This window comes from Pseudomonas sp. Ps21-P2, assembly GCF_039672565.1.
Taxonomy (GTDB): Bacteria; Pseudomonadota; Gammaproteobacteria; order Pseudomonadales; family Pseudomonadaceae; genus Aquipseudomonas.
The window spans coordinates 82373-108887 of record NZ_JBDFPL010000011.1 but is presented as its reverse complement, the minus strand read 5'-3'; the positions used below and the strand labels follow the sequence as shown (position 1 = coordinate 108887).

At 55.4% G+C, this 26515-nt stretch carries 23 protein-coding genes and 2 pseudogenes; 13 read left to right on the top strand and 12 right to left on the bottom strand.

The window, feature by feature from the left end; translation table 11 throughout:
• Nucleotides 1–23 precede the first annotated feature (23 nt).
• From ABEH28_RS24620 to ABEH28_RS24610, 3 genes are all read right to left on the bottom strand, one after another.
• Nucleotides 24–1550 carry an IS66 family transposase gene (locus tag ABEH28_RS24620; protein ID WP_346631332.1) on the bottom strand — a complete coding sequence of 509 codons (1527 nt, stop codon included), beginning with the start codon at nucleotides 1548–1550 and terminating at the stop codon, nucleotides 24–26.
• A gap of 61 nt (nucleotides 1551–1611) precedes the next feature.
• The gene (tnpB, locus tag ABEH28_RS24615) at nucleotides 1612–1947 is read right to left on the bottom strand and encodes an IS66 family insertion sequence element accessory protein TnpB (RefSeq protein ID WP_192173336.1); all 336 of its coding nucleotides are present in this window, start codon (nucleotides 1945–1947) and stop codon (nucleotides 1612–1614) included.
• Nucleotides 1944–2276 carry a transposase gene (locus ABEH28_RS24610; protein WP_197983943.1) on the bottom strand — a complete coding sequence of 111 codons (333 nt, stop codon included), beginning with the start codon at nucleotides 2274–2276 and terminating at the stop codon, nucleotides 1944–1946. The genes tnpB and ABEH28_RS24610 overlap by 4 nt, the downstream gene beginning before the upstream one ends.
• A gap of 103 nt (nucleotides 2277–2379) precedes the next feature.
• Between ABEH28_RS24610 and ABEH28_RS24605 the strand changes: the two are divergent.
• Nucleotides 2380–2556, top strand: a pseudogene (locus tag ABEH28_RS24605) (methyl-accepting chemotaxis protein); the annotation flags it as partial.
• A 224-nt stretch (nucleotides 2557–2780) separates the two neighbouring features.
• Here the strand turns inward: ABEH28_RS24605 and ABEH28_RS24600 are convergent.
• The 3 genes from ABEH28_RS24600 to ABEH28_RS24590 form a co-directional block, all read right to left on the bottom strand.
• Nucleotides 2781–3416 carry a TetR family transcriptional regulator gene (locus tag ABEH28_RS24600; protein WP_279615245.1) on the bottom strand — a complete coding sequence of 212 codons (636 nt, stop codon included), beginning with the start codon at nucleotides 3414–3416 and terminating at the stop codon, nucleotides 2781–2783.
• A 94-nt stretch (nucleotides 3417–3510) separates the two neighbouring features.
• Nucleotides 3511–5490 carry a CocE/NonD family hydrolase gene (locus tag ABEH28_RS24595; protein ID WP_208600721.1) on the bottom strand — a complete coding sequence of 660 codons (1980 nt, stop codon included), beginning with the start codon at nucleotides 5488–5490 and terminating at the stop codon, nucleotides 3511–3513.
• Between the two features lie 429 nt (nucleotides 5491–5919).
• Nucleotides 5920–6672, bottom strand: a complete 753-nt coding sequence (locus ABEH28_RS24590; protein ID WP_065986030.1) for an IclR family transcriptional regulator — start codon at nucleotides 6670–6672, stop codon at nucleotides 5920–5922.
• 193 nt (nucleotides 6673–6865) lie between these two features.
• Between ABEH28_RS24590 and ABEH28_RS24585 the strand changes: the two genes are divergently transcribed.
• A complete protein-coding gene (locus tag ABEH28_RS24585; protein WP_346631331.1) occupies nucleotides 6866–8023 on the top strand; it encodes an MFS transporter in 1158 nt (385 codons plus the stop codon).
• Between the two features lie 61 nt (nucleotides 8024–8084).
• Here the strand turns inward: ABEH28_RS24585 and ABEH28_RS24580 are convergent, their stop codons facing one another.
• On the bottom strand, nucleotides 8085–9098 hold the full coding sequence (locus ABEH28_RS24580) for an NAD(P)-dependent alcohol dehydrogenase (protein ID WP_065987511.1): 1014 nt from the start codon (nucleotides 9096–9098) through the stop codon (nucleotides 8085–8087).
• 83 nt (nucleotides 9099–9181) lie between these two features.
• Entirely contained in the window at nucleotides 9182–10636 is a 1455-nt protein-coding gene (locus tag ABEH28_RS24575) for a family 1 glycosylhydrolase (RefSeq protein ID WP_346631330.1), read from the bottom strand.
• 666 nt (nucleotides 10637–11302) lie between these two features.
• Here ABEH28_RS24575 and ABEH28_RS24570 point away from each other — a divergent pair.
• Complete coding sequence (locus ABEH28_RS24570; protein ID WP_065987510.1) at nucleotides 11303–11923, top strand: TetR/AcrR family transcriptional regulator; 621 nt, start codon at nucleotides 11303–11305, stop codon at nucleotides 11921–11923.
• 44 nt (nucleotides 11924–11967) lie between these two features.
• Here the strand turns inward: ABEH28_RS24570 and ABEH28_RS24565 are convergent.
• Together ABEH28_RS24565 and ABEH28_RS24560 are read right to left on the bottom strand one after the other, a co-directional pair.
• A pseudogene (locus tag ABEH28_RS24565) lies at nucleotides 11968–12519 on the bottom strand (site-specific integrase); the annotation flags it as partial.
• Between the two features lie 1327 nt (nucleotides 12520–13846).
• Nucleotides 13847–14722 (bottom strand): TniQ family protein, encoded by an 876-nt coding sequence (locus ABEH28_RS24560; protein WP_346631329.1) that lies wholly within the window; start codon nucleotides 14720–14722, stop codon nucleotides 13847–13849.
• Between the two features lie 227 nt (nucleotides 14723–14949).
• On the opposite strand from ABEH28_RS24560, the gene ABEH28_RS24555 reads away from it, so the two are divergent.
• The 5 genes from ABEH28_RS24555 to ABEH28_RS24535 all read left to right on the top strand — a co-directional run bounded on the left by ABEH28_RS24555 (nucleotide 14950) and on the right by ABEH28_RS24535 (nucleotide 18385).
• Nucleotides 14950–15420 (top strand): antitoxin Xre/MbcA/ParS toxin-binding domain-containing protein, encoded by a 471-nt coding sequence (locus tag ABEH28_RS24555; RefSeq protein WP_346631328.1) that lies wholly within the window; start codon nucleotides 14950–14952, stop codon nucleotides 15418–15420.
• Nucleotides 15421–16090: 670 nt separating this feature from the next.
• Nucleotides 16091–17407 carry a PAS domain-containing methyl-accepting chemotaxis protein gene (locus tag ABEH28_RS24550; protein ID WP_346631327.1) on the top strand — a complete coding sequence of 439 codons (1317 nt, stop codon included), beginning with the start codon at nucleotides 16091–16093 and terminating at the stop codon, nucleotides 17405–17407.
• A 70-nt stretch (nucleotides 17408–17477) separates the two neighbouring features.
• Nucleotides 17478–17720, top strand: a complete 243-nt coding sequence (locus tag ABEH28_RS24545; RefSeq protein ID WP_346631326.1) for a hypothetical protein — start codon at nucleotides 17478–17480, stop codon at nucleotides 17718–17720.
• A 138-nt stretch (nucleotides 17721–17858) separates the two neighbouring features.
• Entirely contained in the window at nucleotides 17859–18203 is a 345-nt protein-coding gene (locus tag ABEH28_RS24540; protein ID WP_346631325.1) for a helix-turn-helix domain-containing protein, read from the top strand.
• Nucleotides 18203–18385, top strand: coding sequence for a hypothetical protein (locus tag ABEH28_RS24535; protein WP_346631324.1), 183 nt, complete (start codon nucleotides 18203–18205; stop codon nucleotides 18383–18385). The genes ABEH28_RS24540 and ABEH28_RS24535 overlap by 1 nt, the downstream gene beginning before the upstream one ends.
• 550 nt (nucleotides 18386–18935) lie before the next feature.
• Here ABEH28_RS24535 and ABEH28_RS24530 read toward each other — a convergent pair.
• A complete protein-coding gene (locus ABEH28_RS24530; RefSeq protein ID WP_282365435.1) occupies nucleotides 18936–19868 on the bottom strand; it encodes a LysR substrate-binding domain-containing protein in 933 nt (310 codons plus the stop codon).
• 178 nt (nucleotides 19869–20046) lie between these two features.
• Entirely contained in the window at nucleotides 20047–20970 is a 924-nt protein-coding gene (locus ABEH28_RS24525) for a DMT family transporter (protein ID WP_192174564.1), read from the bottom strand.
• Between the two features lie 156 nt (nucleotides 20971–21126).
• Here ABEH28_RS24525 and gcvA point away from each other — a divergent pair, with 156 nt between their 5' ends.
• From gcvA to ABEH28_RS24500, 5 genes are all read left to right on the top strand, one after another.
• A complete protein-coding gene (gene gcvA / locus ABEH28_RS24520; RefSeq protein ID WP_346631323.1) occupies nucleotides 21127–22035 on the top strand; it encodes a transcriptional regulator GcvA in 909 nt (302 codons plus the stop codon).
• Between the two features lie 416 nt (nucleotides 22036–22451).
• Nucleotides 22452–22895 carry a cupin domain-containing protein gene (locus ABEH28_RS24515; RefSeq protein WP_346631322.1) on the top strand — a complete coding sequence of 148 codons (444 nt, stop codon included), beginning with the start codon at nucleotides 22452–22454 and terminating at the stop codon, nucleotides 22893–22895.
• The gene (locus ABEH28_RS24510; protein ID WP_192174504.1) at nucleotides 22895–24403 is read left to right on the top strand and encodes a methionine--tRNA ligase; all 1509 of its coding nucleotides are present in this window, start codon (nucleotides 22895–22897) and stop codon (nucleotides 24401–24403) included. Before ABEH28_RS24515 ends, ABEH28_RS24510 begins: the two co-directional genes overlap by 1 nt.
• 20 nt (nucleotides 24404–24423) lie before the next feature.
• On the top strand, nucleotides 24424–25548 hold the full coding sequence (locus ABEH28_RS24505; protein ID WP_346631321.1) for an FAD-binding oxidoreductase: 1125 nt from the start codon (nucleotides 24424–24426) through the stop codon (nucleotides 25546–25548).
• The gene (locus ABEH28_RS24500; RefSeq protein WP_346631320.1) at nucleotides 25545–26492 is read left to right on the top strand and encodes an ABC transporter substrate-binding protein; all 948 of its coding nucleotides are present in this window, start codon (nucleotides 25545–25547) and stop codon (nucleotides 26490–26492) included. Before ABEH28_RS24505 ends, ABEH28_RS24500 begins: the two co-directional genes overlap by 4 nt.
• Nucleotides 26493–26515: the final 23 nt, after the last annotated feature.

The following is a 26515-nucleotide window of genomic DNA, read 5'->3' as shown; positions in this document are numbered from 1 at the left end:
TCCGGGCATCACGCCTTGCGTGATTAAATCGGTCGCCACTTATGCGGCAGCAACTGATCGATTTCACTCGCCCGCTGCGTCGGCAGCCGCGTAAGAACATCCTTCAGATATGCATACGGATCATGGCCATTCAGGCGCGCAGACTGGATCAAACTCATGATCGCTGCCGCTCGTTTGCCGCTGCGTAACGATCCTGCAAAGAGCCAGTTCTTACGCCCAAGAGCCCATGGTCGTATCTGGTTTTCCGCCCAGTTTTTGTCTATGGGTACAGCCCCGTCATCGAGGTAGCGCGACAGCGCTGCCCAGCGTTTCAAGCTGTAATCGAGTGCTTTGCTGATGGCTGAGCCTTCGGGCACAAGATCGCGCTGGGCGCTCATCCAGGCGTGCAGCATGTTCATTATAGGGACGGCCTTTTCTTGCCGTATTCGACGCCGTAAATCCGGTTCCAGGTCGCGGACTTCACTTTCGATTTCGTACAGCAACTGGATATAACGCAGGGCTTGCTCTGCAAGCGTGCTTTTATTCGTAGCGTGCAGTTCGAAGAATTTGCGCCGTGCATGGGCCATGCAGCCAATCTCGGTCACGCCAAGTTCGAAGCTGGCTTTGTAACCGCCAAAATCATCGCAGACCAGCTTGCCCCTCCAGTCTTGCAGGAAGTTGCGAGCATGCTCTCCGGCGCGGCTGGGGCTGAAGTCATAAACCACCGCTGCCACGTCCGAAAACTGGCTGGTGGCGTAGGCCCACACGTAGGAACGGTGAGTCTTCTTCGTTCCTGGCATGAGCATCTGTACTGGAGTTTCATCAGCATGAATAACCTGCTGCCCGAACACCACGTCGCGCAGCGCATCGACCAGCGGCTGCAACTGAACACCAGTCACACCCACCCATTGAGCCAGGGTTGAGCGTGGAATCGCCAAGCCCGCTCGACCAAAGATCGATTCCTGACGATAAAGCGGCAGATGGTCAGCAAACTTGGCGATCATGACGTGGGCCAGCAGGCCGGCGGTTGGGATGCCCTTATCAATAATCTGTGCCGGAACCGGAGCCTGGATCAGCGTTTCGCCGTCGTCGCAAACCCATTTGCCACGTACATGGCGTTCAACGGTAAATACGCCTGGCGTGTAGTCCAGCTTCTCGCTGACGTCCTCGCCGATGCGCTTGAGGGCACAGCCACATGAACAGTGAGTGTTGTCAGGTTCGTGATGGATCAGCGTGCGTGGAAACTCAGCCGGTAATGCAGTGCGCTTGGGCTTCTGCTTTTTCTCGGTCGCCGCTGGCATTGTTTGCAAGGCCTGAAGCTCTGCTTCAATCGCTGCGATATCGGTATCGATCAGGTCATCGAGCAAACTGGCTTGCTCGGGATTCATGTGCTCGCTGCGTTTGGCAAACTTCAAACGCTTGAGCTGGGCGATCTCGAAGGTCAGTTTCTCGATGACTGTTTGATCACGGGTGATTTTCTTGCCCATCGTGTCGACTTGCGACAGCAACTGCGCTGCCAAAGCACGCAGTTGGTCGGGGGACATTTGGTCGAGATTGGGAGAAGAAGTCATGCGCCGGATTTTGCCAGAGCAGGCGCTTCGCGGCGATAAACCGATAGGCTAATGGCAGCCGTTAAAGCAGTGTGATCGAGCCTCTAGAACCTGCGCGCTGCCATGGCAGACCCAGCACCAATGCCTGAAGTTGCTCGGGATCCAGTTCCATTTCAGAACCATGGCGAATGCAAGGCCAGTGGAACTTGCCTTGGTTTAACCGGCGCGCCGCCAACCATATCCCGAAGCCGTCATGTACCAGCACTTTCATGCGATTGGCGCGGCGGTTGGCGAACAGATAAGCACAGTGCGGCTGCGCCGCACCGAACACCGCGATCACCTTGGCCAATGCCGTCTCGGTACCGGCGCGCATGTCCATCGGCTCGGTGGCGAGCCAGATGGCGTCGATGCGAATCATCGCAAAAGGTCTCGAAGAAAGGTCGCGCAGGCAGCAGCATTTTCAGTGGGCCAGTTCACTTTGACGGTGCCTCGCGGGTGCTGTATTTCAACGCAGATGTTCGATGATGACAGGTGGGATTTCGCCCCAGCCAGCGACACGGGCAACGGAATAAAGGCAGGTTGCAGCGCTGTGCTTTTCTGCGCTTGCAGCCGAATCCATTTGTGGACGAGATTTGCATTGAGGTTATGGCTGAGTGCGACGCTGGCAATCGAAGCACCGGGCTGGGCACACTCTTGAATGACTTGGGCTTTGAAGGACTTGGAGTAGGAACGGCGTGTTGGCTGCATGAAATACCCGCTTAAAAGGCTAGAACTGGTGCCCACTTAAATTTAAGTGCACACCATGTCTTGGCTTTGCGGGGCTGGGTAGATGACTTGGCCGGACGCTTACGCCACAGCTTCTGAAGAGCAGGCCCACGTGGCTCGCGAAGTGGATCGCGCATTGATAAGCATCCGCAATCTTTCACTCCAGAGCAGCGAGGGCACGCAGCAGACCTTGATCGCCAGTAACGAACTGTCGCAGTTGGCAGTTAACTTGAATCAGATGGTAGCCCGCTTCAAAACCTGAAACTCCCATGAATCAAGTGCCAGCAGGCCATAGGTTTGCTGGTTCCAAGTTCCAGCATATCAATCAGCGTCACTAACACATTCTTAAAGCCGAGCAAAATTCGAGAGCTGGGCTAGAAGTCAAATAGATGCGCCTGAGGATTTGCGCACTGTTCCCCCCCCCAAGGGCGATAATTTACCCTCTCCGCCACCAGATCCTCGAAAACGGCGCTTCGTAGGCAGTGGCTACGCAGGCAACGCCTGTACAAACATTGCGATGGCTTGCTCGGCGATTTCTTTTTTCAGCTTCAAAGTCAGTTTTTTTTTGCCACAGAACACGCTGGGTGCCACCATTGGCAATGACACAGCGGAAGTCAGCATCCCGAAGAAGAGGCGTTCATTCGGGGCGACAATCACGCCTGCCGCTTGAGCCTTGGCAATGATCGGTTTTGAAGAGACGCTGAAGGGCCCGACAAGCTCGACGCTCAGCTTAGTTAATCGGTCTCCAGGGTTGCTGGCTTCTTGAATGAGAAATGCTGGGAACTCGGGCATTTCATATGAAATGTCAGCAAACAAACGAATAAATCCGATGATTGCATCCCTAGGATGGCTATCCACCTGAACGGCCAAAAGCCTTAGTTGTTCCAGATGGTGCAGTTGTCTTTCAGCAAGGTGCTCGACAACCGCGTTCCATAAATTCGCTTTGGAGCCAAAAATCCGGCCAACGAGGGCCATGTCAACTCCTGCGTCAGACGCCAGGGCTCTTAGCGAAACGCCTTCATAGCCGTACTTGGAAAAGGACTGAAGCGCTGATCGTAGCAGTGCCTCTCTACCGCTTGGCTCGCCGCTGCGGCGCCGACCGCGTGCCGGTTTGACTGGCAATGTCTCGTTCAACGAATTTCCTAATATGGGAGGAAGCTAGTGCGATACGTCTTTGAAGCCGTGGCCAATTGAGGCTCAACTGGCCACGGCTCGATCAAATGGTAACCAAAGGGATCAACAGGTGGCTATCATACTGGCCGCCCATGTGGATGACATGGCGACCCTGATTGCATGAGACGGGCGTCGGAACCCGCTGTTCCCCAATAGCTTTCGGCGAGGTGTCAGCTTTTCCACCATAGGAACGCACCGCGACCTTCTGCTTAGGATCGTAGGTGAAACTGTCCTGTGCTACCTCAATGGGCACCGCCCCGAAGCCCATATCGAACCGGGTGTCCATTGGCTGGTGAGCGCTGATGGTCAGGTATAGCTCCTCCCCCCGCTTGTACCGCATCGCCATTGGCCAGATCCCAATTTCGACAGGGACGACCTCCCCAGGCTTCAGCAATTGCTCACGCTCATGCTTCAGGTACGGTTCGAAATGAGTCGAGTTAGCGCTATCAAGCTCTCGTTGGGATACGCGCAGTAGGCCGGTTGCCGCCACTGGGCCCACCATGCCTTCACCGAGCTCGCGATTGTATGGATTACCTTCCGAATCGCGCTTCTCGACCGTGACTGACAGCTCCATGTCGTTTGCGCCCTCAGCCTCGACCCACAGACGAAGCTTCATGTAGCCGATAAGCTCTACATCCTGATCGAACCGATAGGTGAAATGGACGCTGCCTTTGGGCGCAACCTGATAGGTCGTTTTACCCTCATGTGGAGGCTTTTCCTCAATCAAGCCATTTGAATCATTTAAGTAGAGGCTTTTGGCTTCAACGCGCGTGGGAGGCCAGGCATCTTCCACCCTGTCAACCACATCGGTGCCGCTCGGATCCAGGACGCAAATGCGGACTCTAGGGGTGTCCTGCCATCCATTGGCCTCACCCTTGAGGTAATGATCGAAGAACTTCAGCAATTCCTGCTCATACTTTGGCGTATAGAAGTCGAGCCACTCATTGGTGTTGTTGACTCGCAGCCATTTATCTTTCGAACCCAGCTTGCGGAACCCTTCGAAGCTTCCATGTGTGTGAGCAGCGTTTGTATAGCTGGCTACAACATAAGTGGGCACCTGAATTCGTTCGAGCCGTGCCTTCTTGTCCTCCCAGTAAGGGCTCATCAACTGCTGCTCAATGATCATCCTGGGTTGATCTTCAATGTAGTTCTTACCAGCGAAGGTCTGGATGATTGCTTCAGGAAACGCGGGGGCTGGGATACCACCACGGTTTCCAGTTTCACGGAAATGATCACTGAAACCTTCCCAGGGAGCGATTGCGGCCAGATGTGGAGGTTTCTCCGCCGCGATGAACCATTGCGAAACGGCCAACCAGGAATTGCCAGCCATGCCGACCTTCCCCGAACACCACGGCTGCTCGGCACACCATTCGATGAAGTCATATCCGTCCTCTGCAAGCTGACGCCCCCAGTAGGAGATATTACCCTCAGAATTGTAGGCACCCCGGGGGTCTGGGTTCAACACTACATATCCCTGCTCAACCCAGAAAGCCGGATCGGCACCTTCAAATTTCTGTAGCTCCGACACCCACTCCAGCGGCACTCCAGCACGGCCGTGAATGTCGTCCAACCATTGGCCTCCTAGCTGCTTTCCATAAGGGCTCCACGAGATCAGCGCAGGGTACTTCCCACTCTTTGCGGGACGGAACACATCCACATACATCGTCACGCCGTCGCGCATCTTCACCGCGACGTCGCGCTCTAGAACGATATCCACCGGCAATGGCTTGGCACCGGCACGTCGGACTGAGCCCTCAGGCAGAACGACTTGGCCGGGGGAAAACCCCATATACCGGGCGCGGGGAGCCTCTGGAGGCATAGCTTTACGGTAAGGAACTGGCAGACTCTTGTTGCCATAAATTCGGGTGGGAAACGTTTTTTTCATGACGTCATCTCCAATGGTGGTGGCTCTAGCAACATTGCCGAGAGCAGACATGAAGGCGATGCTGACTGCACCTGCCAAAACTGTGCGGCGAGGCATTATCAGCGCGTCAGAAAATATATTGTCCTTCAACTCATGCATCCATAAATCATCGATTGATGATTTATACTGGACGCTTTCTCACACCCTGTCAAAGGTCACCTGACGAGGCGCCGTACGGCTCAAGGCGTGAAAAAAGGAGAGTGCAAACCTGTTCCATAGCGCCAAGGCACCCTAGTGCAATCAGCGTAGGACGGGATGAGCATAGCCAGGAACCTATAACGATCTCGTTCGCCCAGAAATCCGTAATGACGGGCAGTCAGACAGTGGAGGAGTGCGCACGTGCAAACTTGGCCGCCTCGATCCTTAAGCCGCCTTGCTGGTTGATACATGGCTTAATTTCTAAAAAAACTTCGTATCGGGACTGCCTCAATGTCCGTATCGCCCTTGGTAAGGGGCGGTACAGGCGTTGCGCCAAACCTTTAAAGCAAGCGTTAGGGCTCTTGGTCGCGTTGGACGAGCAGGACTGAGCTAAGCACCTATCACCGCTTCGATTTGAGATTTGCATTGAATAAGCGCATTTTTCAGTTCTTCAAAATGGTCTTTGAATCTGAGCGCCGGTACTGCCAAGGCCAACGCATACTGATCGACGAATCCGGTGCGCAGTGTCAGGCCTATGCCGCACACCCCACGCGCATGCTCCTCCCTGTCGATAAAGCATCCGGACTTCGCACCGACTACCAAGTCAGCCCTCAGTGCATCAATGTTCACAAGAGTCTGTTCAGTGCGTTTTTCTAACGAAAACCCTGTCGACAACATCGCAAAGACATCGTCGCTTAGCTGGGCCAGCAACGCTTTGCCGTGGGCCGTGCAGTGAATCGGAAACGCAGTACCTATTGCAGAAACAACCCGCAGTTCCTGATCTGACGCGTACTGGTCAACCAAAACAGAATGGGTACCCCGGTAGATGCATAAATCGACCGTTTCTCGGGTGCTACGCCCAAGCGCTTCGATGTAAGGACGAGCAATGCCGATTACGTCTTTGTGCGCTGACGCCGCCAAGCGCACCAAGGCAGGCCCAAGTCTCACTCCGCTTCCATCAGTGCTCACCAGTTGCTGTGCTTCCAGCGAGCTGACCATCCGATGAACTGTAGTCTTAGGTAGATCGCAGGCCTGGCTCAACTCTCCGAGGCTCGCGCCGAACGGAAACTTTTCAAGAGCCGTCAGGATCGCTGCGGCACGGGCGATCACTTGCTTCCCAGACCCTTCTTTCTCTTGACTCATCTATAAATTCCCTACCAAGCAATCATCTCGAAAGCATACCTCATCCTTCATCCATGACCTCCCTATGCCACGGTCGGCCCGCAGCGCGTTATCGATAAGGTTATCCGGCGGTTAAAGCTTGACAGCTCAAGCTTGAGCGATGAGCATGTTCCGCTCAGTGGTTTTATAATCCACCATACGGAACGAGTAAAGCATGACTTCTCACACTTCCACCCCGTCAGCCTTAGCTGCCTTCACACTCCTTGCGATTGCATGCCTCACAATTATGGTGGGATGCGTAATCGTCCCTGGCCTTCCTAGAATTGCTGAAGAGCTCGGGATCGATCACGGGGTCGGCCTTCTCGTGACCCTCCCGGCGCTAGGCGTAGTACTGTTTGGGCCTATAGCAGGAAGGCTTGTGGATCGATTTGGGCTGTATAACTCCTTGATGGCAGGGCTGATTGCCTATGGAGCGCTGGGGATGGCTGGGGCCGCAATACACGGCCCATGGGCTGTATACACCGACCGCCTCTGTCTCGGTGCTGCTACCGCAGTTATCATGTCGAGTGGTACAGGATTGATTTCCGCGCTCTACACCGGATCCGCACGCCTAACCATGATTGCCCGACAGGGCATGTCGATCGAATTGGGAGGGGTTGTATTCCTGTTCATCGGCGGCTTGCTTGCAACGATCGGATGGGCTTGGCCATTTGTGCTCTACCTGGTCGCTTGGATTTTCGCCGCGATGTTGTTTTGCTTCGTCCCGCGCCTACAGCACAGCCCGCAAGAGAGAGGCGATGAGGGCGGCCGTGATGCGGCAGTGCCCCAATCATTGAAGATAGTGTTCACAGCTGCGGTTATGTCAATGCTGTGCTTCTTTACCGGCATTATCGTGCTGCCAATCGCTCTGCGTGAGCTCGGACTCAATGAAGCCCAGACCGGGTATTTTCTGTCATTTATATCGTTGATCGCTGTCGGCGCCGCCGCCATGATGCCCCGATTCGTCAATAGGATTGGGGAACACCGCACCATTGCCATAGCGTTTGCTTGCTACGCGGTAGCCCATGTCGTCTTCGCTATAGGCGATGGATTGTCGATTTATCTAGGGGGCGCGATCGCGCTCGGCGCGGGTTTCGGACTGTCAGTACCCTTGGTCAACCACATGACGATTGAGCAAAGCCACAGCCAGCTACGCGGCCGAAACCTTGCCTATCTGTCGATGGCCATCTTCTTCGGTCAGTTTATTTCCGCCGGTATGGATCTCATCCCTGGTAATCCCGAGGTCATTTTTTCCAGTGCAGCGGCTCTGGGGTTGGTCAGTGCAGTACTCCTACTGGCCGGCCACCAGCAGCAACGTGCCCACTTGGGTTAAGAGACTTAAGGGCTAAAAAGTAGGCACCCGATGGTGCCCACTTTCAACGAGTACCCATTGTCTATTTCGTATGGTCTATCACGATCTTCCCAAAATGTTGGCCGCTCGCCATATGTCTGAAAGCGCCTTGTAAATCCGAAAGCGGAAATACGGTGTCGATCACTGGCTGCAGTTGATTTGCCTCAATCGCCTTGACCATGTTTTCAAGATCTTGCCGGGAAGCTACGGTGATGCCCTGCAAGCGAATCTGCTTGCCCATCATCGCCGCCAACGGAACATAGCCACCAATCCCTGTAAGCACGCCTATCAATGCGATAGAGCCGCCCACACGAGATGCTTCGATGGACTGGGCCAACGTTCCCTGCCCGCCGACCTCAACGACATGATCAACTCCCACCCCTCCACTTAAAGCCCTGACGCGCTGCCCCCAGTTCTCATCCTGCGAATAGTTCACGCACTCGCCGACACCCAGCGCACGAAGCTTTTCAAGCTTAGAATCAGCTGACGATGTACCGATAACCGTTGCGCCCAGCATCCTGCTGAACTGCACAGCGAATATCGATACGCCGCCGGTTCCCAGCGTTAACACGGAGTCCCCCGGTTTGACCTGATTCTCGACCACTAGCGCACGCCAGGCCGTAAGAGCCGCGGTCGTCAGCGTTGCGCATCCGAAGGCATCAAGGTTGCTGGGCGCATGAACAAAATGTGAGGCCGGTTTGGTCACAAAAGAGCAAGCGAAACCATCTACGCCGTCACCTGGAACGGTAGAAAATCCAGGTACTTTTTGTCGACCTGAGTTCCAAGATGGGAAGAAGCAACTGATGACGCGGTCTCCTGCCTGGAATTGAGTTACACCGTCCCCTACTGATTCCACTATGCAGCATGCGTCAGAAAGCAGGACGCGGCCAGGTTCACTAGGCAATCGACCCATCACGACATTGTAATCATGCTGATTCAACGAAGTGGCCAACACCCGTACCGTGATCTCTCCCGGACACGGTTCACTCTGGACGGATTCGTTATCCGAAACGATGTGTTCGATACCGGGGATCTTACCCAGTCGGAAAGTCGGCATGGTGCTTCTCCTAAAATCAATGATGTCAGGGGGGCGATTCCCCATTTTAGATGCTGTTGAATGTCGAGCGACAAGCCCCTCCATCAAGGCTTTGAGCAATCGGCTTCAGAAACCTGTTCCCCTTTGATAATCCTTGAATAGAGCAGCGCACTATCTTTCGGAGTTCTTTTCTGTGTGTCGAAATCGACGTAAATCATCCCGAACCGGCTGCCGTAGCCGCTGAGCCATTCGAGGTTATCGTGGCTAGACCAGACGTGGTAGCCCTGTACATCTGACCCTGCCTCAATCGCCTGCTTCATAGCGTCAATGTGGGTAACCAGATATCGGCATCGGTTGACATCATGCACTGAGCCATTAACCAGCGTGTCCTCGTCGGGGAAGCCGGCACCGTTTTCAGTGATGAATACGGTTGGGTTACCGTAATCGGAGCGGATCCGATCGAGCAGAAGGCGAAACTGGTCTGGTCTTACTGCCCCATTGAAAGCTGCTCGAACTCCGGCCGGAATCCACATTTGGGGATTGTATTCACTGACACCTGCCGTATGCCGAACGTACAGCGGCGAGTAGAAATTAACGCCTAAATAGTCAAATTTCGCCGCACCGATCCGCTCCGCATCTCCCGGCTGCACATCGATAGCGAGGCCTCTACTGCTGGCAAGATCAAGAACGTCCTTTGGATAATGGCCTTTGTACATTGCATCAAGGAACCAGCGATTCAACACCCCATCAGCGAGCTTAGCATCGCGCTTATCCTCAACAGACGCTCCATCACCTGTCAGCATGGGGAATAGCGGCACCGCTAGACCCAGTCGACCTTGATACCCGCTCGCCGCAAAGCTTTCTTTGGCGGCAGCGGATGCAAGCAGGATGTGGTTGAAGACCTTAAGTGCTTTTTCTAGGTGAGCCGCATCAGGAATGATCGCTAGCGTCCCTGGCTTACCGGCCAGCCGTTCTTCAGCCATTTCTTGAGTGGCGCGCTCAACGGATGGCTCGTTGACCAGGACGAACAGGTCAACCTGGTCGTGGAAATTCGCAAATACCACGTCTGCGTATTTCTTGAACCAATCCACGGATTTGCGATTAGCCCATCCCCCTTCACGCGACAGGCTCGCAGGCATATCCCAGTGGTAGAGGGTGAGCATCGGTTTGATTCCCGCTGCCTTGAGATCGGTAATGAATTGACGATAGTGTGCGACAGCTGTCGGGTTTACTGGCCCCAAGCCGTCAGGAATCAGTCGAGTCCAGGAAATCGAGAAGCGATAGCTCGTTAACCCGAGCTTCTTCATCATGGCGATATCTTCAAGGTACTGGCTGCGATCATAGAAATTGATTGCCGTGGCACCAGAGACGCCCGGCCCAGCGAGGCTATGATCATCGAGGTAAACATCCCAGATGGAGGGGCCACGATTATCCACTCGCGTAGCTCCCTCCACCTGATAAGCAGCTGAGGCAGCCCCCCACCAAAAAGGCTCCGCGCCCTGCGAAACGTTTGACGTCAATGAAAAGGCAAGAGGAATTAAGGCTGCTAAACGAATCATTATTGGCGTCCTAGGGTCTGGGCATCATTATTGATGTAATCGATCAGTGCGGAACCCCCATTAAATCATCATACGATGACTTGGCGCCAGGATCGCTCGATCAAGCACTCGCCAGAATTACCGCGTTCTACCATTTTGCCTTGCGCGACCTCTATAGCAGCCAAACCGGATGATTTTATCGCGGCGTTATCCAGGCCATGCAGGGCACGCAGGCCGTCGAATCAGAGGCGTATCTGTTTCTTCAGGTTAAGGAATAGAGCAGATTACCGCCCTTCAGGCACAAGATCACTAATGCGCAGCGGCATCCAGAAGTCGATGGTGTACACCATGCTCTAGGGGGAGCCGTGCTCGATGCACTCTGCACTCGATACTACAACATTTATTATTGATCGCCATTTTCTTCAAAGTAATCGATTTGGAATGGACTTCCAGGGTATCCAGAAGGCCAGTTTGTGAGGGCTAGGAAAAAAAATACGACTCCTTGCAGGCAAAATATTATTTCTTCCATAATTGTATTGGCTCTTCGTAAACAGATGGAAAAGGACTATTAAAGTGATGTGTGCCGCTTCATCTTCAGATAAATCGTACCGTACCGTACGGTACACTTATGAATTATAATATTCTCGGCTTTTTGGAGTTGTCAATGCTTTTTTTAGGTCATAAGGAATGAGGGCTAGAACAGAATCACGCCGCAACGCGATCATCGATGCTGCTGCCAGCGTATTTCTGGAAATGGGCTATGAGGGAGCCGCGATGAACGAGGTCGCACGAAGAGCTGGTGGTTCCAAGACGACGCTATACAGCTATTTCACCTCCAAGGATGAACTGTTTGCCGCTGTAGTTGAGTGCTATGCCATGTCTCATTTGTCTAGCGCGGTGTCGATGTTGAATGCTGACAGTCAGGATGTGCAAAGTCTGCGATGCTTGCTTTTACGCTTTGCCGAGGGCGTCCTGACGGTAGTTACCAATGATACTACCGCCCTTGCGGTCTATAGGATGGTAGTGGGCGAGTCGGGGCGCTCCAAGGTCGGCCAGATTTTTCATGAATCTGGGCCACAGCAATGCGTTGATGCTCTATCTGAAGTGCTGAGCACTGCAATGCGCCGCGGAATTTTGCTCGAGGAGAATGCGTCATTGCGAGCATCGCAACTGCTGTCGCTCATAACGGTGGAATGTGAACAACGGGTGTATCAGATTGCACCAGAGCCGGTGACGCTGGCACGAATCAAGCTCATGGCCGCGTCAGCCATTGAGATGTTCATGGGTGGCGCAGTGAAAAGACTTTAGGCGAACATTGAAGCGTTGTTACTTAAGTGTGCTGATCGATATCTGCGGCGTTCCTGGATGTCGCTCACCTGCAGCAGCGCCGCTTCTTCACGGCGCAGCCCGTGATAGAGAAGAACAGCCAATATCGCCCGGTCGCGCTGCCCTTTAAGTGTTGCTTCATCCGGCGCTTCGAGCAGCGCCTTCGCCTGGTGATCGCCCAGTGCCGGCGTCTTGCCTTCGTTGCTTTCTATCCTGGGACGTTTTACCCCATGCACGGGATTGCCACCTGCGATCGCATTGCTTTCCAGGAGGTGATCAAAAAGGCTGGCCAGCGCGGCCAATTTGCGCCGGATCGTCGCTCCCGCTAAGCCGCGATGCTCGAGCTGGGCACGCCAGGCCAGAACGTGCGATCGGGTCACCACACGAAACTCATCGGCCGAAGCCAAACCGACAAAACCGCAGAAGTCTTCCAGGTCATTTTGGTAGGCGCGTCGTGTTCGAGGGTTGTCCAGGTTGGCAAACCACTCGACTGCAGCGGGTACCCGAGCCAAATCCTGAAATTCGACCGCCGTCAGCCTACGCTGATCGTTCTGGGCAGTTTTCGTCAGTTCCTGCATATCTATCTCTCTGTTGGCACCGTCACGATCACTAATGGTCATCCCAGTCACAAAAACACCGCGCTAAGCTTTCAGCGTACGAAGATCGGATAAACGGTAATAATTGGTGATAACCTATTTTATTGGTAGTAATTCAGGTCGACACAGTTCGCTCAGATGTTGATTACCGACATCAGAAAGGGCCGCTTTTGGCTGATAGCAGCTCCCAGGATGCGCTTCACAGGTAACGCTCGTTCGTTGCCGGACCGTTACGTCAGCAGCTAGCCCCTCCATGCGCATCGAGGCAAACGGATACCAGTTCGGGACGCTACAAGCGCACTGGAGATAAGGGATCCAGCATGACGGAGAGCGTTACGAGGTCCATCTCTGTGAATGTTGCTTCTTTCAGGCCCTGGCAAATCTCAAGGAGCAGCGGCGGCAGAACAGATGTGCAGTGATGACCTGGCGGAATACTCCAGCGATCTTGGCCTCGTTGCCAGGAACGACTTTTTCAAGGAGTTCGGTCGCTAATCTGGGCGACTGGTGGAGCATGTTCGGTTTGGCAGAAGGGTGTGGTCGAGTCCGACCTAGGGGGGGCATATGAAGGGGCACCGAAAGGCCACGACCGACAAGTGGATGCTTCGCGATCAGTTCATCCGGGAGGCCCGGGCCAGTAGCTCCTCTAGGCCCGATGCCGGTCGTTTGTTAGACATTGCGGCACAGACGCTGCTTGATGAACCTGTCGGGATACTCGCTGGAAGCCGGAATGCCGCTGATAAGGAGCGAGAAGTCATATGACTGTTGGCGCCGATGTCGAATTGATCCAGTTACCTAGGTATCGCTGACCCATTTCGTCTTTGGCGAACCGTTGCCTTTGCCGAATTTGTCCAGATTACGAGGGGGGCGGTTGTGCGTGAGCGCATGATCAATTCGGCGTTAGCATCAACAAGCATGGATCTAACGGTCTCTACTACCCGCCTATAGCCGCCAGTTACGGACGGCTCATTTCAACAATCAGCTCCGCTGTGGGATGTGCCCCCCCGGTTTGACGCCTAGTCAACGGCAGAGGCTAATCACACATCTGCTGCGTGGCGCCATAGAAAGGGCTTTGACCCAACCTTGGGACTCAGGCGCTAGCCCTTAGGTTGTTCGATTCTGTAGCCGAGAAGCAATACGCCGAAGGGCTCCTCGTAGCAACAACATTTCGTCTCTTATATGAATGCTGTTCAGTGTCCGAATAGCGTAGATCGGTTGGTTAAACTGATACAGTGAATATCTCATGCTGGTGAACGACGCATCTCTCCAGTTTGAGCTGTTGGCTTCTAAACAAAAATATCCACGGGGTTCTTCATTCATACCCACGAATTTGGCCGGCTTTTACTCTCAGCACTTCCTGCGCTCTCCCACTATCCAGAAGGTCCAAGTAGTGTTCAGATGTCATGCAGCCTATAAAGGCCTCAAGTGGAAAAGCGTTGTACGGTACGCCCCCCGAGCTTGAAGGTTTAATTTCTACGCCAAGTTCTCGATTTATGATCTTGGGGACATCTAAATGCATCTGCCGAAGATTTATTTCTTTGGAATATTGTACCCACGTGCTGTCGTGTACTAACCATCCCGCAATATCCGGCTCAACCATCTCACCTCGATAATTCAGCAGGCCTGCGATAAATTTAGCATATTGATGCTCGCGCGAGCTATGGTATTGCTCAAAGCGCTCGTAATTTCTACCACAAAACCCTAGTTTGGCAATTCCATGCTTTCTTATCGGAACGGTACAATAAGGACACTCTTCAAGTAAAGCTGTAGCATGCGTGCTACAGAGCCGTACAAAGGCCTCAACATGTCTCGTGTGTACAAACGCACATCCGTGAGCCTCATAATCTTCCCTCACACAATCAGGGCAGATCCTTGTCCACTTTGCTGGGGTGACATTAATAATTGTTCGCGTACGGCCTAGTGCCGAATACAGGGGGTATAATGTGTTGTTTTTTAGAACGTGTTCTTCGATGTTATATTTAGTAAATAATGGCGGGAATTCGAATTCTGCCTGTTCGCGCCATTCCGTTCGAAGAGTTCTAGAATTTCTGCTTAAGCCGGCAGGTCCCCTAGGGGCTGACTTAATATAGAACTCATCAATCGACAAAGGTTGGATACCGAGTAGCTCATTTCCTCGTTTTAGCGCTGAGGCAATGTACTCACCTGGTAGCGGTGAAAAAATTCTCATATCAAGTGCTCGTTGTCAGGCGCGATAGCATATTCGCAACACGTATCATCCTATGTTACCGCACCTGACCATCCCGCTCTCAATAGCTGGTGCTGCCGGAGCGCTTTAGGCACGCATTGCGATCCGCAAGACGAAAACAAGACCAAAGCTGATAAGGTGCTGATCCACGAGCGAACTTCGGTAGAGCAGGCTAAGCTAGAAAAATTGTCTCAATTGAAGCAAAACCGATGGCTACAACATCCGCGTGCTCCCCACGGCATCAACAATCGGCCCCGAAGCCGACTGACTGTCTGACTCAGGCCGATACCGAGCTGCTGAGCGAACTGGAAATTTACCGACTGGTGAAGGAAGGTTTCGTATTGAGGGACGTTGAGACGATGCTCGCGCTTTCGAACCTCTACTCATCAAAACAGGTAGTGGTTCGGATCCTAGGCAAATCCAAGCGTACGATCCGCCGCTTAGGTCTAGTAGAATCATATCGCCTCAATCCCTATCAAAGTTCAGTAGCTTTCCAGTACGCGAAGGCCCTGGAACATGCGATAGCTGTGTTCGGTACACAGAAATGTGCTGAGGAATGGCTTGGCCGACCGTGCAGGCACCTCGCGGACAATCTACCCGTCGATCTCCTCGATAATTCTCTTGGATTTCAGGTCGTTGAAAGCTACTTGGCAAGAATCGAGTTGGGGGTTTATCAGTGATTTCTCACACTGCCGTCCGGAAATTCTCATGAAGCGATTTGGGGAGAGCGCTCAGCGGATTACGGTCGATCGGACACGGGGCTGATTTGATCGAGTTCCCGTGTACTTGGTGGATGACTGCCGCCGTTTTAGTCGGTTTGCTGAAGCCACGTACATCGGGGCGCTCGGCAAAGTACGGTGACTAGGTAGAATTGATCCCTTGGCTGATTCCGATTCCATGAGGCCACGTCCTGCCCTGCGTACAGCTAACTCCGGTGGAACTGAGGTTGAGGCGGGTGATCCGACTCCCGCCTAAGCCTGGTATCGAATGAAAGAGCGCCGAGCAGACGTTTTTTTCTGAATCTGTAGGTGTTTGTGACAACCTTTATTGTTCAGAAAACACCGTCATACTATGACTTCAGAGGGTTTGTGACAGCCTTTATTAATTTTCAGTTGTTTTTTCGCAACTGAAAGCCACGAATTCCGTGGGGGCATGTGACAATCTTTATTCTTTCGATCCAGCTGGTTCTTAGGGAATCAGCGCAGTCGCAGATTGTTAATGTGTAGGCAAAGGAGGGCCTACACGTTGGACCGAATGCTTGATCTGCACCGGCCATCAGGCTGCTGGCCATGCTTCTCAAGGTTTCGCTCGCCGCGTCGATAGCTTCTCAAGTCAATGCGAGCGGCCTCCATGTTCAATACCCGGTTAAAAGATAAAATCCAGCAATTGGAAAAACGGCTGGGGGCTCTTGAGCAGGTCAAGGCGACGCTGGATCTCGAAACCGTGTCGGTCACCCTGGACGCGGCAGGCGTCATCCTTGAGGTGAATGCTCTGTTTGAAACAGAGCTGGGATTCACCCAGGCCGAGTTGTCCGGTCGTGCCCTCCGTGAGTTCAGTCCTTCAGAGCTGAGCGGAGACGTCCATCAGCGCCGGGCTCTTGATGCTGTTGCCCAGGGCAAGCATTACAGCGGCACGTTGCGTCTGTGCAGCCGTGAAGGTCGACACGTCTGGCTACGGGCAATGGTCATACCCTTCGCAGGTGACAGCGGGCGGGTCGAACGCATCGTTTTGTATTCAAGCGTGCTGACGAGAACCATTGAAGCCTCCAGGGAGAATGAAGCGCTGGTGGGGGCTCTGATGCGCTCCACTGCCGTCATCGAGTTTTCTCTGGATGGGTTAGTGCTGGCAGCCAATCAGAATTTTCTGGACGCTATGGGCTATACGCTTCCCCAAATCCTGGGCAAGCACCACCGAATCTTTTGCATGCCATCCGACGCTCAGTCGGAAGAATATGATCGGTTTTGGCAGACCCTTAGACAGGCATCCTATGTCGCGGGAAGGTTTTGCCGAGTGGATAAACATGGCAACGAGGTATGGCTGGAGGCTTCCTACAATCCAATCGTGGATGCCAATGGCAAGCTGTACAAGATTGCCAAAATAGCCACCGTTATCACCGACCAGGTCACCCGTGAGCGCGCTGTATCCGAAGCAGCCGGCATGGCCCACGGCACGTCGGTTCGAACCAACGCCAGCGCAGAGCAAGGTCGCGAAGTCATCCAGAACACCGTGACGACCCTCAATACGCTTTCGGCGTTGATGGAAGATGCTGCCCATGGCATCGAAGCCCTTGATGCCCAGAGCCAGGAAATCGGCACCATCGTCAAAACCATCGGCAGCATCGCGGACCAGACCAATCTGTTGGCCTTGAACGCAGCAATCGAAGCCGCACGTGCCGGTGAACAGGGTCGGGGTTTTGCTGTGGTCGCCGACGAGGTGAGAAACCTGGCCCTTCGAACCACTAAAGCAACGGCGGAAATCTTCGAGGTCGTGAAAAACAATCAGGTTCTGGCGTCCAGCGCCGTGACCATGATCGGTAAAAGCAGGCAACAGGCCGGGGCGGCACTTGATTTAGCCAGTGAGGCGGACGAGGTGATCAAGGACATTCAACAAGGTGCCAACAGTGTTGTGGTCGCCGTTGAGCAGTTCTCGGGTCAAGCCGAGCAATAATGATTGCTGCAATGCTTCACGTCTGCACCTCTCAGTGACCCCAAGGTAAAGCGCGATCCAGGTGATCCTTATGCTCGATGCTCTCAAGCAGTCCATAAACGATCTGCATAAGATCGACCGGCCCAGGCTTGAAGATGAGTGTGACTCGCTATTCAGCCGGATCGAGCAGGCACAAACAGAAGGCACTGTGACTGGCGAGCAGGCCACACAGCTGTTCTATGATGTCCGGAACGAACGTTCAAGGTGCTTTCGCAGCGCAGGCCAGCGGCGCATCGCAGATTCCCAAGCCGACGGAAAATCGTGCGAGTCGTAGGCACCCACACATAAAACTCACCACAGTAAGCTTTAGGCGGCCTAAAACGCATTTAAGTGCGTATTAATTGACCTTCACATCGCGCTAATACTCAGCTTGTTTACCTTAAGTCAGTTAAGGTAAACCCAGGTGAGTGTTATGACTGACTTCTTCCCCGTCGCGTGCGCCGATAGCCTTGCTAGAATCGCGCTGCTGGTGAAGGCCCGACGCTTATCAGCAGGCTTGCGCCAAGCTGATCTCACACGCTCGATCGGCATCTCCGCGCACACGCTACGCAAGATCGAAAACGGCTCGGAACGGGTCGACTTGCGATCATTCATGCTGGTGCTATGGCGCCTGGGCTTGAGCGACCAGGTTTTCGCGCCATTGGACGGGATTGAAAAAACGTCTGAAATCACTCGCTATGGCAGCGACGAAGATGCGAAGGACGGCCTCGCAGCGCGACGGGTGCGGTTGGCGAAACCCAAGTCGGAGGACTTTTGATGTCTCGCGCCTATATCTATATGGAAGACCCCAAGACCAAAGACGTGGTGACGCTCGGCAGATTGACGCTCAAAGGCGCGGTGGGTGAGTTTCTTTATGCGCCTGATCACGTGAAACGGGGTGGATGGGTGCCAGATCCCATCAACTATACCCACGCTCAATGGTCTGGCGAAATTCATTGAAGCCTGTGAAGCGGTTTACGACAAGCAGCTGGATGCCGAATCGCTCGTAACGCTAAACATACGGCAGCAGCGTTCGTCCCTCGGTGGAGCCAGGCCCAAGCGAACGCTGCAAGACAAAGGCATGCTGATCCTGGCCAAGCCCCGTGACCAGTTTGATGAGTATGATTTCCCCTCCATCGAATTTGCCTGCATGACCTTCGCCGCTTCCAAGGGCATGCACGTCGCAAACACCGGGTTGTGCGGACGGCGCCCATCGCATTCCGATGCTGAGCGCACTCACTTTGCTCGATTCAGACTGGAACGAACCGCGCCACCGCGACTGGCGGTATGCATCGGTGGCAGACGAGATGCGACGCAGAGGAGTCCCGGACGAGGACCTGCAAGAGCTGTTCAAACGCAGGTGCTACAACGCATTGGCCGCTCGAGTTGGGAAGATGAGCTCAAAGCTCATTACGGAAAATGGCTAACGGGCACAGATCTGCACATGGCATGCGACGCCGTCAGCTCAACACGTATGACCCAGTGAAACCCACTCGCCGAGCTTCGTGAATCAAGCCACCTGGCTCGCGCTTTCAATCTCCCGGGCATGCCCCTTCGCTGTCTTGCCCGCCTGCTGCACAGCCCATTTCATGAACTCAGCAATCGCCCATTCTTCCCGCCGCTCTTTCGCGCAATAGACGAAATAGTCGAACTTGAGCTCCGCCGTGGCATTGGTGACCTGCACCAGCCGTTTGCTCTGCAATGCCTCGGACGCGAAGACGCTGTTGACCAGCGCGATGCCCTGGCCGGCGCAGGCCGCACTTATCAACAGGGACTCGTCGCCATAGCTGGAACCCTGAATCATCTTGCGGTTGCTCATGCCGAAGGCGTTCATCCAGACCTTCCAGTAGTTGCGCTCGGTGTCCTGCAGCAGCGGGAAGGTCAGGCAATCCTGCGGGCTCTCGATATTGCGCTGGGTGCTGAGCAGATGCGGGCTGCACACGGGGATCAAGTAGGACGACCACAAGTGCGTGGCGTGGTTTTCACAACTGGCGGCCATCTCGCGCTGGATGCAGATATCCACATGGCCGTGCTTGAGCTCCGACAGACCGTTACAGATCTGAATCGAGATTTCGACGTTGGGGCAACGTTCCTTGAAACCACCCAGTGCCGGGATCAGCCACGAACTTGCGATGGTGGACGTCGTGCTGATCACCAGGCGCGTCTGACGTGGCGCCTTGAGTGCAGCGCGCGACCAGGCTTTTTCGATGACGTCAAAGGTGCCGGCGAGCTCGTCGAACAGGCTGCGTCCGGAAGGGGTAAGCTGGATGCCCTTGGCGTCTCGCTCGAACAGCCGCCTGCCGATCTGGTCTTCCAGCCCTTTGATCTGCTGGCTGATGGCGGCCGGTGACACACACAGCTGGTCCGCTGCACGTTTCATGCTCCCGGCCTTGCACACCTCAACGAACGTGCGGAGGGCTATCAACGGGATCGCTCTGCTCATCCTGCATACCTCGCCGTGAGAGTGCTGCCAGTGCGCCAGGTGATGGAAAAGCGTGTTGGAGTTGCCATCGGATGAATCCCCAAAGCGTTCTTATCACCCGAGCTTGGATATTTCAGGCACAGCCGGGCCCTGCCGGGTATTTACCCGGCGCCGAAAACAGTTGTGGATAACGTTGCTGTCAGGTTGTGGCGGCGCGGTCTTGAGGAACAGGTGCCGGCTTCGGCTTGCTTTGGCTCAACACGAACCAGACCGCCAGGCAGATGAGACCACCGCCGTAAAGGTGTCCGGCGGAGACCTTTTCACCGAGGAACATCACGCCCCAAAGGACGCCAAATGGCGGAATCAGGAAAGTGACGGTCAGCGAGCGGACCGGGCCGATATCGGCGATCAGGCGGAAGTACAAAATGTAAGCACAGGCCGTGCACACGAACCCAACGGCTGCCAGGGACAGCCACACAGTTGAGTCGCCCCAGGTGGCCGGCGGGTTGACGGTGGCGGAGACGGCGAAGAAGGGCAGCAGAAACAGCGTCGCGCCAATCTGGCTGCCGAACGCCACGAGTTTCGCGTCCAGGCCTCCCCGGTCGCCGATCCACTGACGGGTCAGGAATCCTGCAGCGCCGTAGCAACTGGTCGCGACCAGGCAAGCAATTGCGCCCATGACCACCGACGTGGTGAAAGTCACCGGGCCTGTCGTGGTCAGCAACGTTATCCCTAGCAAACCGAGAAATACGCCAACGGCTTTTTTGGGTGTCAGCGAATCATTGAAAAACACTGAGCCTATCAACACGCCCATCAAGGGTGTCGTCGCATTCAAGATCGCGGAATAACCTGCGGGTAATAACAAGGCCGCCATGCTGTACATCAAAAACGGAATGCCGGAATTGATGATGCCCAGGATCAAGGTGGATTTGAACTTGCCGTTGAACTCATGCCGGGTTCTTAAAATGGCCAGAATCACCATTAAGCCAATGGCGCCGAGCAACACGCGGAAGAAAGCGGTCGGCAACGCGCCCAATACGGGGGCAGCAACGCGCATGAACAGAAAACTGGCTCCCCAGATGGCAGCTAGAACAATCAGTCGAACATAGTCGGAGACTTTCATTGCGCTTCCTTTCTTGATCCGTATCGCCAATCCGCTGACCGAAAAGTTGTTGATTGACGCTCGTCGAGTCAGGGTGTGATGATTTGAGCAGTGTCTGGGGTGGTGCTCAAGCGAGCTTTTCTTAAGCACATTAGATTTTCTTAACCGAGGTCAGGCATGAAATTCCCGCCCCTGCACGCGCTGTTGTGTTTTGAAGCGACGGGGCGCCACGCCAGCATGAAAGGCGCGGCAGGTGAGCTGTTCGTAACCCCTGCGGCCATTAGCCAACAGATCGCCAAGCTCGAAAAAGCCGTGGGCGTCACGCTGTTCATCCGCAACACCAAGCGCCTGGAGCTGACTGCCGAGGGCAAGATCTACCTGCGGGCCATTCGTCCCGCGCTCGGGCAGATATCTGACGCCACCCAGCGTCTGATGAGCGACAACGGCCCCAATACAATCACTGTGAGCTGCACCAGCGGCTTTGCGATGCAATGGCTGCTGCCCCGCCTGCCTGATTTCCAGGTCATCTGTCCCGGCATCGAGGTGCTGATCAGCACCACCAACCGGCTGGTTGATTTGCTCGGCGACGGCGTCGACTTCGCCGTGCGCCACGGCCTCGGGCGTTACCCCGGTCTGGAAGTGGAGATGCTGATCAACGACCGACTGCAGCCTGTCTGCAGCCCCTCTCTGCTGCCGGATTCCCGGTATCTTTCCTCGCCCATTGACCTGAAAAGCTACAACCTCTTGCACGACGAACACCGCGAGGACTGGGCGTTGTGGCTCCGTGCAGTGGGTATCGAAGACGGCGAGGCGGCCGTACACAAAGGTTCGGTGTTCGTGGATTCCAACGGCGTCATCGAGGCTGCGCTGGCGGGGATGGGCATTGCGCTGGTGCGCCGTTCGCTGATTTGGGAAGAGCTGGCGTCTGGTCGTTTGGTCGTGCCGTTTCGCGCGACGATCGACACGCCCATCGCCTATTACCTGGTGTATGACGAGACGGCCATTCTTCCCAAATCCAGCAAACTATTTCGGGACTGGCTGCTGTACCAGGCCAACGCCAGTCAGCGTGAATTCACCACGCGATAGTTCGTGTTTTACGTACCGCCGAGTCTGCGTTGTAGCCACCGACGTTTTCCCGGCTAAAGCCGGTCCTACAGTGTGTACGCGGTGTGTCAGTAGGACTGGCTTCAGCCGGGAATAGGCCAGTGCCTACACCCTCAATTTCTGCGGGGTAATGAAGTCTTGGTTAGTTATCAAGGCAGTTAAGTCCTGCTTCAGTGTCCACGGGTGATACACCCACGCCTTTAAAACCAGTCAACTCGCTGATTATCAAGACAATTAAGCCAAGACCCGTTAAGTCAAACTTAACCGCTGATTGCGGATTTCTAGTTTGCCCCGTCGCGCGCTTTTCTTCAGTTTACCTCTTAACTGGCACGTGCCCGTCAGCTCAGTCTGGCGCCGATAAAACAGCGAGCAGGATGCTCTGGCTGAAGGAAACCCTCATGACTGATTTCGATATTTTTCGCCCGATGGCGTGGGACAAACTGGTTCATGAATATGACCTGGATGGCGCGAGGTTACTGCCGTGGAACGGCTATCCGACGCCCATTGGTGGTGGCTGGTGCGTCGTGCGCCCGCACACCAAATCCTTGTCGCATACGCAGATAGACCAGGAATTCTTTATCGGCATCAAAGGCACCGCCCAGTTGATTGTGGGGGATCAGACGTACCCGTTCACCATGGGTGACATCGCCGCCATTCCCAAACACACCGATCACTATGTGTTCAACGACACCGACGAAGACTTCCATTTCTACGTCGTGTGGTGGGACCGTGACTCCGCCAACCGCTTCCTCAATGAAGATGCCCAGCAGGCAATGGCTGCCGATGAGTTCGCCCTGCACAAAGCGACCATTCATGACGTGTCCGATCAGAGGGCATCGTGATGGGCAAGTTACTCGTCACGATCACGCCGCCGACGCCAAATGGTGATTTGCATATTGGTCATATGGCGGGGCCTTTTCTCGCGGCAGATATCTACACCCGTGCCCAACGTCAACGCGGCCACGATTGCACCCTCGTTTCATACTCCGATGACTATCAGTCCTACATGTTGCGTCGAGGTATCGAACTGGACCGTGCGCCTCAAGCGCTGGCGCTGGAAAACACTGACAAAATCAACGACACGCTGAAGAAGATGGGCATCCAGGTGGACTTCTGGATGCGCCCGGATCGCAACAGTTACTTCAAGAACGCCGTCGAGGAGATGTACGAGTACGCGGTGAAGGCGGGGGCCATTTATAAAAAGGTCAGCCAGGAACCGTACTGCGAACACTGTGACAAGTGGGGTTACGAAGCATTTGGCCGGGGTAACTGCGATCACTGTGGCTCGGACTCGGATGCCAGCCAGTGCGAAGAGTGCGCGCACACGCCCAATGCCTCGAAGATGAGTAACTTCCGCTGCAAGTTATGTGCGACGCCCATGATCTGGCGTCCCATTGAGCGTGAATTTCTGGCGCTGTCGAATTTTCGCAACCACCTCAAAAGCACGTTCGAACATGCGCCGCTGCGGCCTTTCATCCGCCGTTTCCTGGAGGAGGAGTTCGAAATCGGTCCGGTGGACTGGGGCATTACCCGGCCCCACGACGGCGGGCTGGATCTCAAGCCGGATGGCAGCCGGCGCATACATACTTGGGTCATGGGCCTGTCCGGTTACCTGGCGGCCTTTCGCGAATACCTGAACGAACACAAGCTTGCGCCGTGGGAGTACGACGAATACTGCCGCTCCGGCAAAGGCCGGCTGGTGCACTTTCTGGGTTATGACTGCGCCTTCAGCCACATGATGGTTTACCCCTCGCTGCTGCAGACCATGCACGGCTATCGCATGCGCCAGACCTTCTACACCAACCAGTTCCTGACCTTGAACGGCAAGAACCTTTCCACCAGCCGCAACTATGCGATCTGGGCGCGAGACCTGGTGGCAGACGCCTGTACCGATAGCGCGCGCTTCTATCTGGCGCTGATCGCGCCGGAGCAGGACACCGATGACTTCGATGTCGAGAAGTTCTCCGCCTGGCGTGAGCAAACCTTCAACGAGGTGCTGGTCAAGCTGGCCGCCCAGGCCGAGCGCGAGCGGGTGGACGGCGACAGCCTGAAAGTCAGTGCGGCGGACGCGGCGGCCCTCAAGATTTTGGTAGCGCGCTGGTTCGAAGTGACGTCGGTGGATCACTTCAGCATGAAGGGGCTCGCGGTGCTGCTGTCGGACATCATCAACGCCGCCCGTGATCGTCAGACCCTCGGCAAGCGGATTCTGCCGTACATGGCGCTGATCGGTGCCATCGGCGCGCCGGTGTTCCCGGACTTGGCGAAACAGATCCTGCGCTATTGCCGCTTCACTGAAAACGAAGTCCTGCAGCAGCTGGTGTATGTCAGTGCGGTCGAGTACGAAATCTGACCGAGAGGCGCGCGACGACGATGAAAACTTCATTTGATGTGATCGTGATCGGAGCCGGCATCATGGGCGCTTCGATTGCAGCGGCGCTGGTCGAAAGCGGCCTCGACGTCGCGCTGATGGAGAAAGGCATCGCTGGCGCCCAGGGCGCAACGCGGGACACCGGCGGCATTGTTCGCGGTCTGGAGCTGGACGCCGCGCTGCGTCCGTTGACCCGGCGCGTATCACTTCACGGCAATTCCGGCATCGTCCACGCCCTCTACGAGAGCGCACTGAATCGCAGTGGCGTCGCTTACATCGCCAGCGCCGAGGTGTGTGGGCAATACCTGGAAGCGGTGGACAGCGAAGGGTCCGAGAGCATTGAGTTGCACGCTTGCGTCGACGCTTTGGATAACGGGCGTTTCTCGCCATTTTGTGTCGGCGAATGCCTGCTTATCGAACGCAGTGGCGGCACGGTGGATGCCCGCGTCACGGTGTCGAATCTGTGCCGCTACGTCAGTGAAAAAGCGACGTACCTCGATCACCTGGCTGTCGACCGCTGCGTCGAACTGGACGGCTATGTTCAGGTTCATGCTGGCAAGCTGTGCCTGGAAGCGACGTGGGTCGTCGATGCCTGTGGCGCCAGTGGCCCGTTGCCCCGGCCGCACAATGCCGTGCACGCGCGGACGATTCCATTCACGCGCTTCGGCTGCGATCAGGCCCCGAGCATGCCGATCATTGCTCACCATCTGAATACCTACCTGCTGCCGCTGGGACGCAATCTCGTGCAAGTGGGCGGCCAGCGGCGCCAGCGTGCAGAACATGCGGACCAACTGAACATGTCGCCGCTGGATAACGAGCTGGACGTCATGGACCGCGTCTCTCGTCTGGGCTACGACCGGCACCACAGTTTGCCGGTGGTCACACAGGTCGGCTGGGACGCGTATACCGAAGACGGCCGCCCGCTGATCGGCCGTTCCAGCGCCAACAGCCATGTGTTTCTCGCCACCGGGTTTTGCGGCATCGGCTTCAAAATGGCACCGAATGTTGCCGAGCTGCTGGCGTTCGAGCTGAGCGGATTGATGTCCGGCGTGTCGATGGATGCGGCTTATAGATCGGTCATGGAAGCGTTCCGCCCTTCGCGGTTTGCCGAGGTCGCCTTGTCATGATGCGCCTGGGTATCTGCGCGGCACTCAACGTCGGCACCACACTGCACGCGCGTGGTTTCTTGCGCAGCGTGTACCTGTCCAGCCATCTGTTTCCCCACGTGCGCCGCGCGCGACATTTCTACTTTGATGACGGCGCGAGCGCAGCGGGCGGCCGGGCGGCGGCGAGGCATTTCATCGACGCGAAAGTGGATGCTGTGATTGGTCACTTCGCTTCGGACTCTGCCGCTGCAGCAGTGGAAAGTTATGCACAGGCGGGGATTCCGCTGATCTTGCCCGCGTCTACCTGCGCAGCCTTGACCCGCGCTGGAGAAACCACGTTCCGCATTTGTGCGTCTGACCGACTCCTTGCCACGCGGTTGATCGAGTTTGCCGAATCTGAAGGCTTGCGCCGGCTCGCTTTGTTCACTGACCCGAGCCTGCACGGGCGCCAGCAGATGCAGGAGCTGCATGCAGCCGCGCAGTTATCCACCGTCGAGCTGGTAGACGATGTGAATAACGCCGACGCTCTGGTGTTTTGCGGACGTCTGAGAGCCAGCCGCCAGTTCCTTGTGGATAACCGCGCTGCTGGCTGTGAATTGCCGATCTTCTTCACCGACGACGCCGCATCTCCTGCGCTGGTGGAAGGGATGGCGCAAACCGGCACGGTGTATGTCATCAGCTTCCCCATCGCGGGAGATCTGGCTGAGGCGCAGTCGTTCGATGCGACTTATCAACAGATCTACGCCGAACAGGCGCCGGTTTACGCCGTCGAGACGCTTGCGGCATTTGCTCTGATCGACCGAGCCGCCGCTGATCAGCGCGGACTGCTTGATGCGCTGCGCTTCGATCAATTTGCCACCCCTGCCGGCCCCGTCAGTTTCAGCGACGGGGAGAACGATCACGCCCGGGTTTCGCTGTGGGTCTACACCGACGAGCACGTCCACGAGCGACGTCTGCTGTGTTGAAGCGGCCTGCCCAAAAGCTCGCC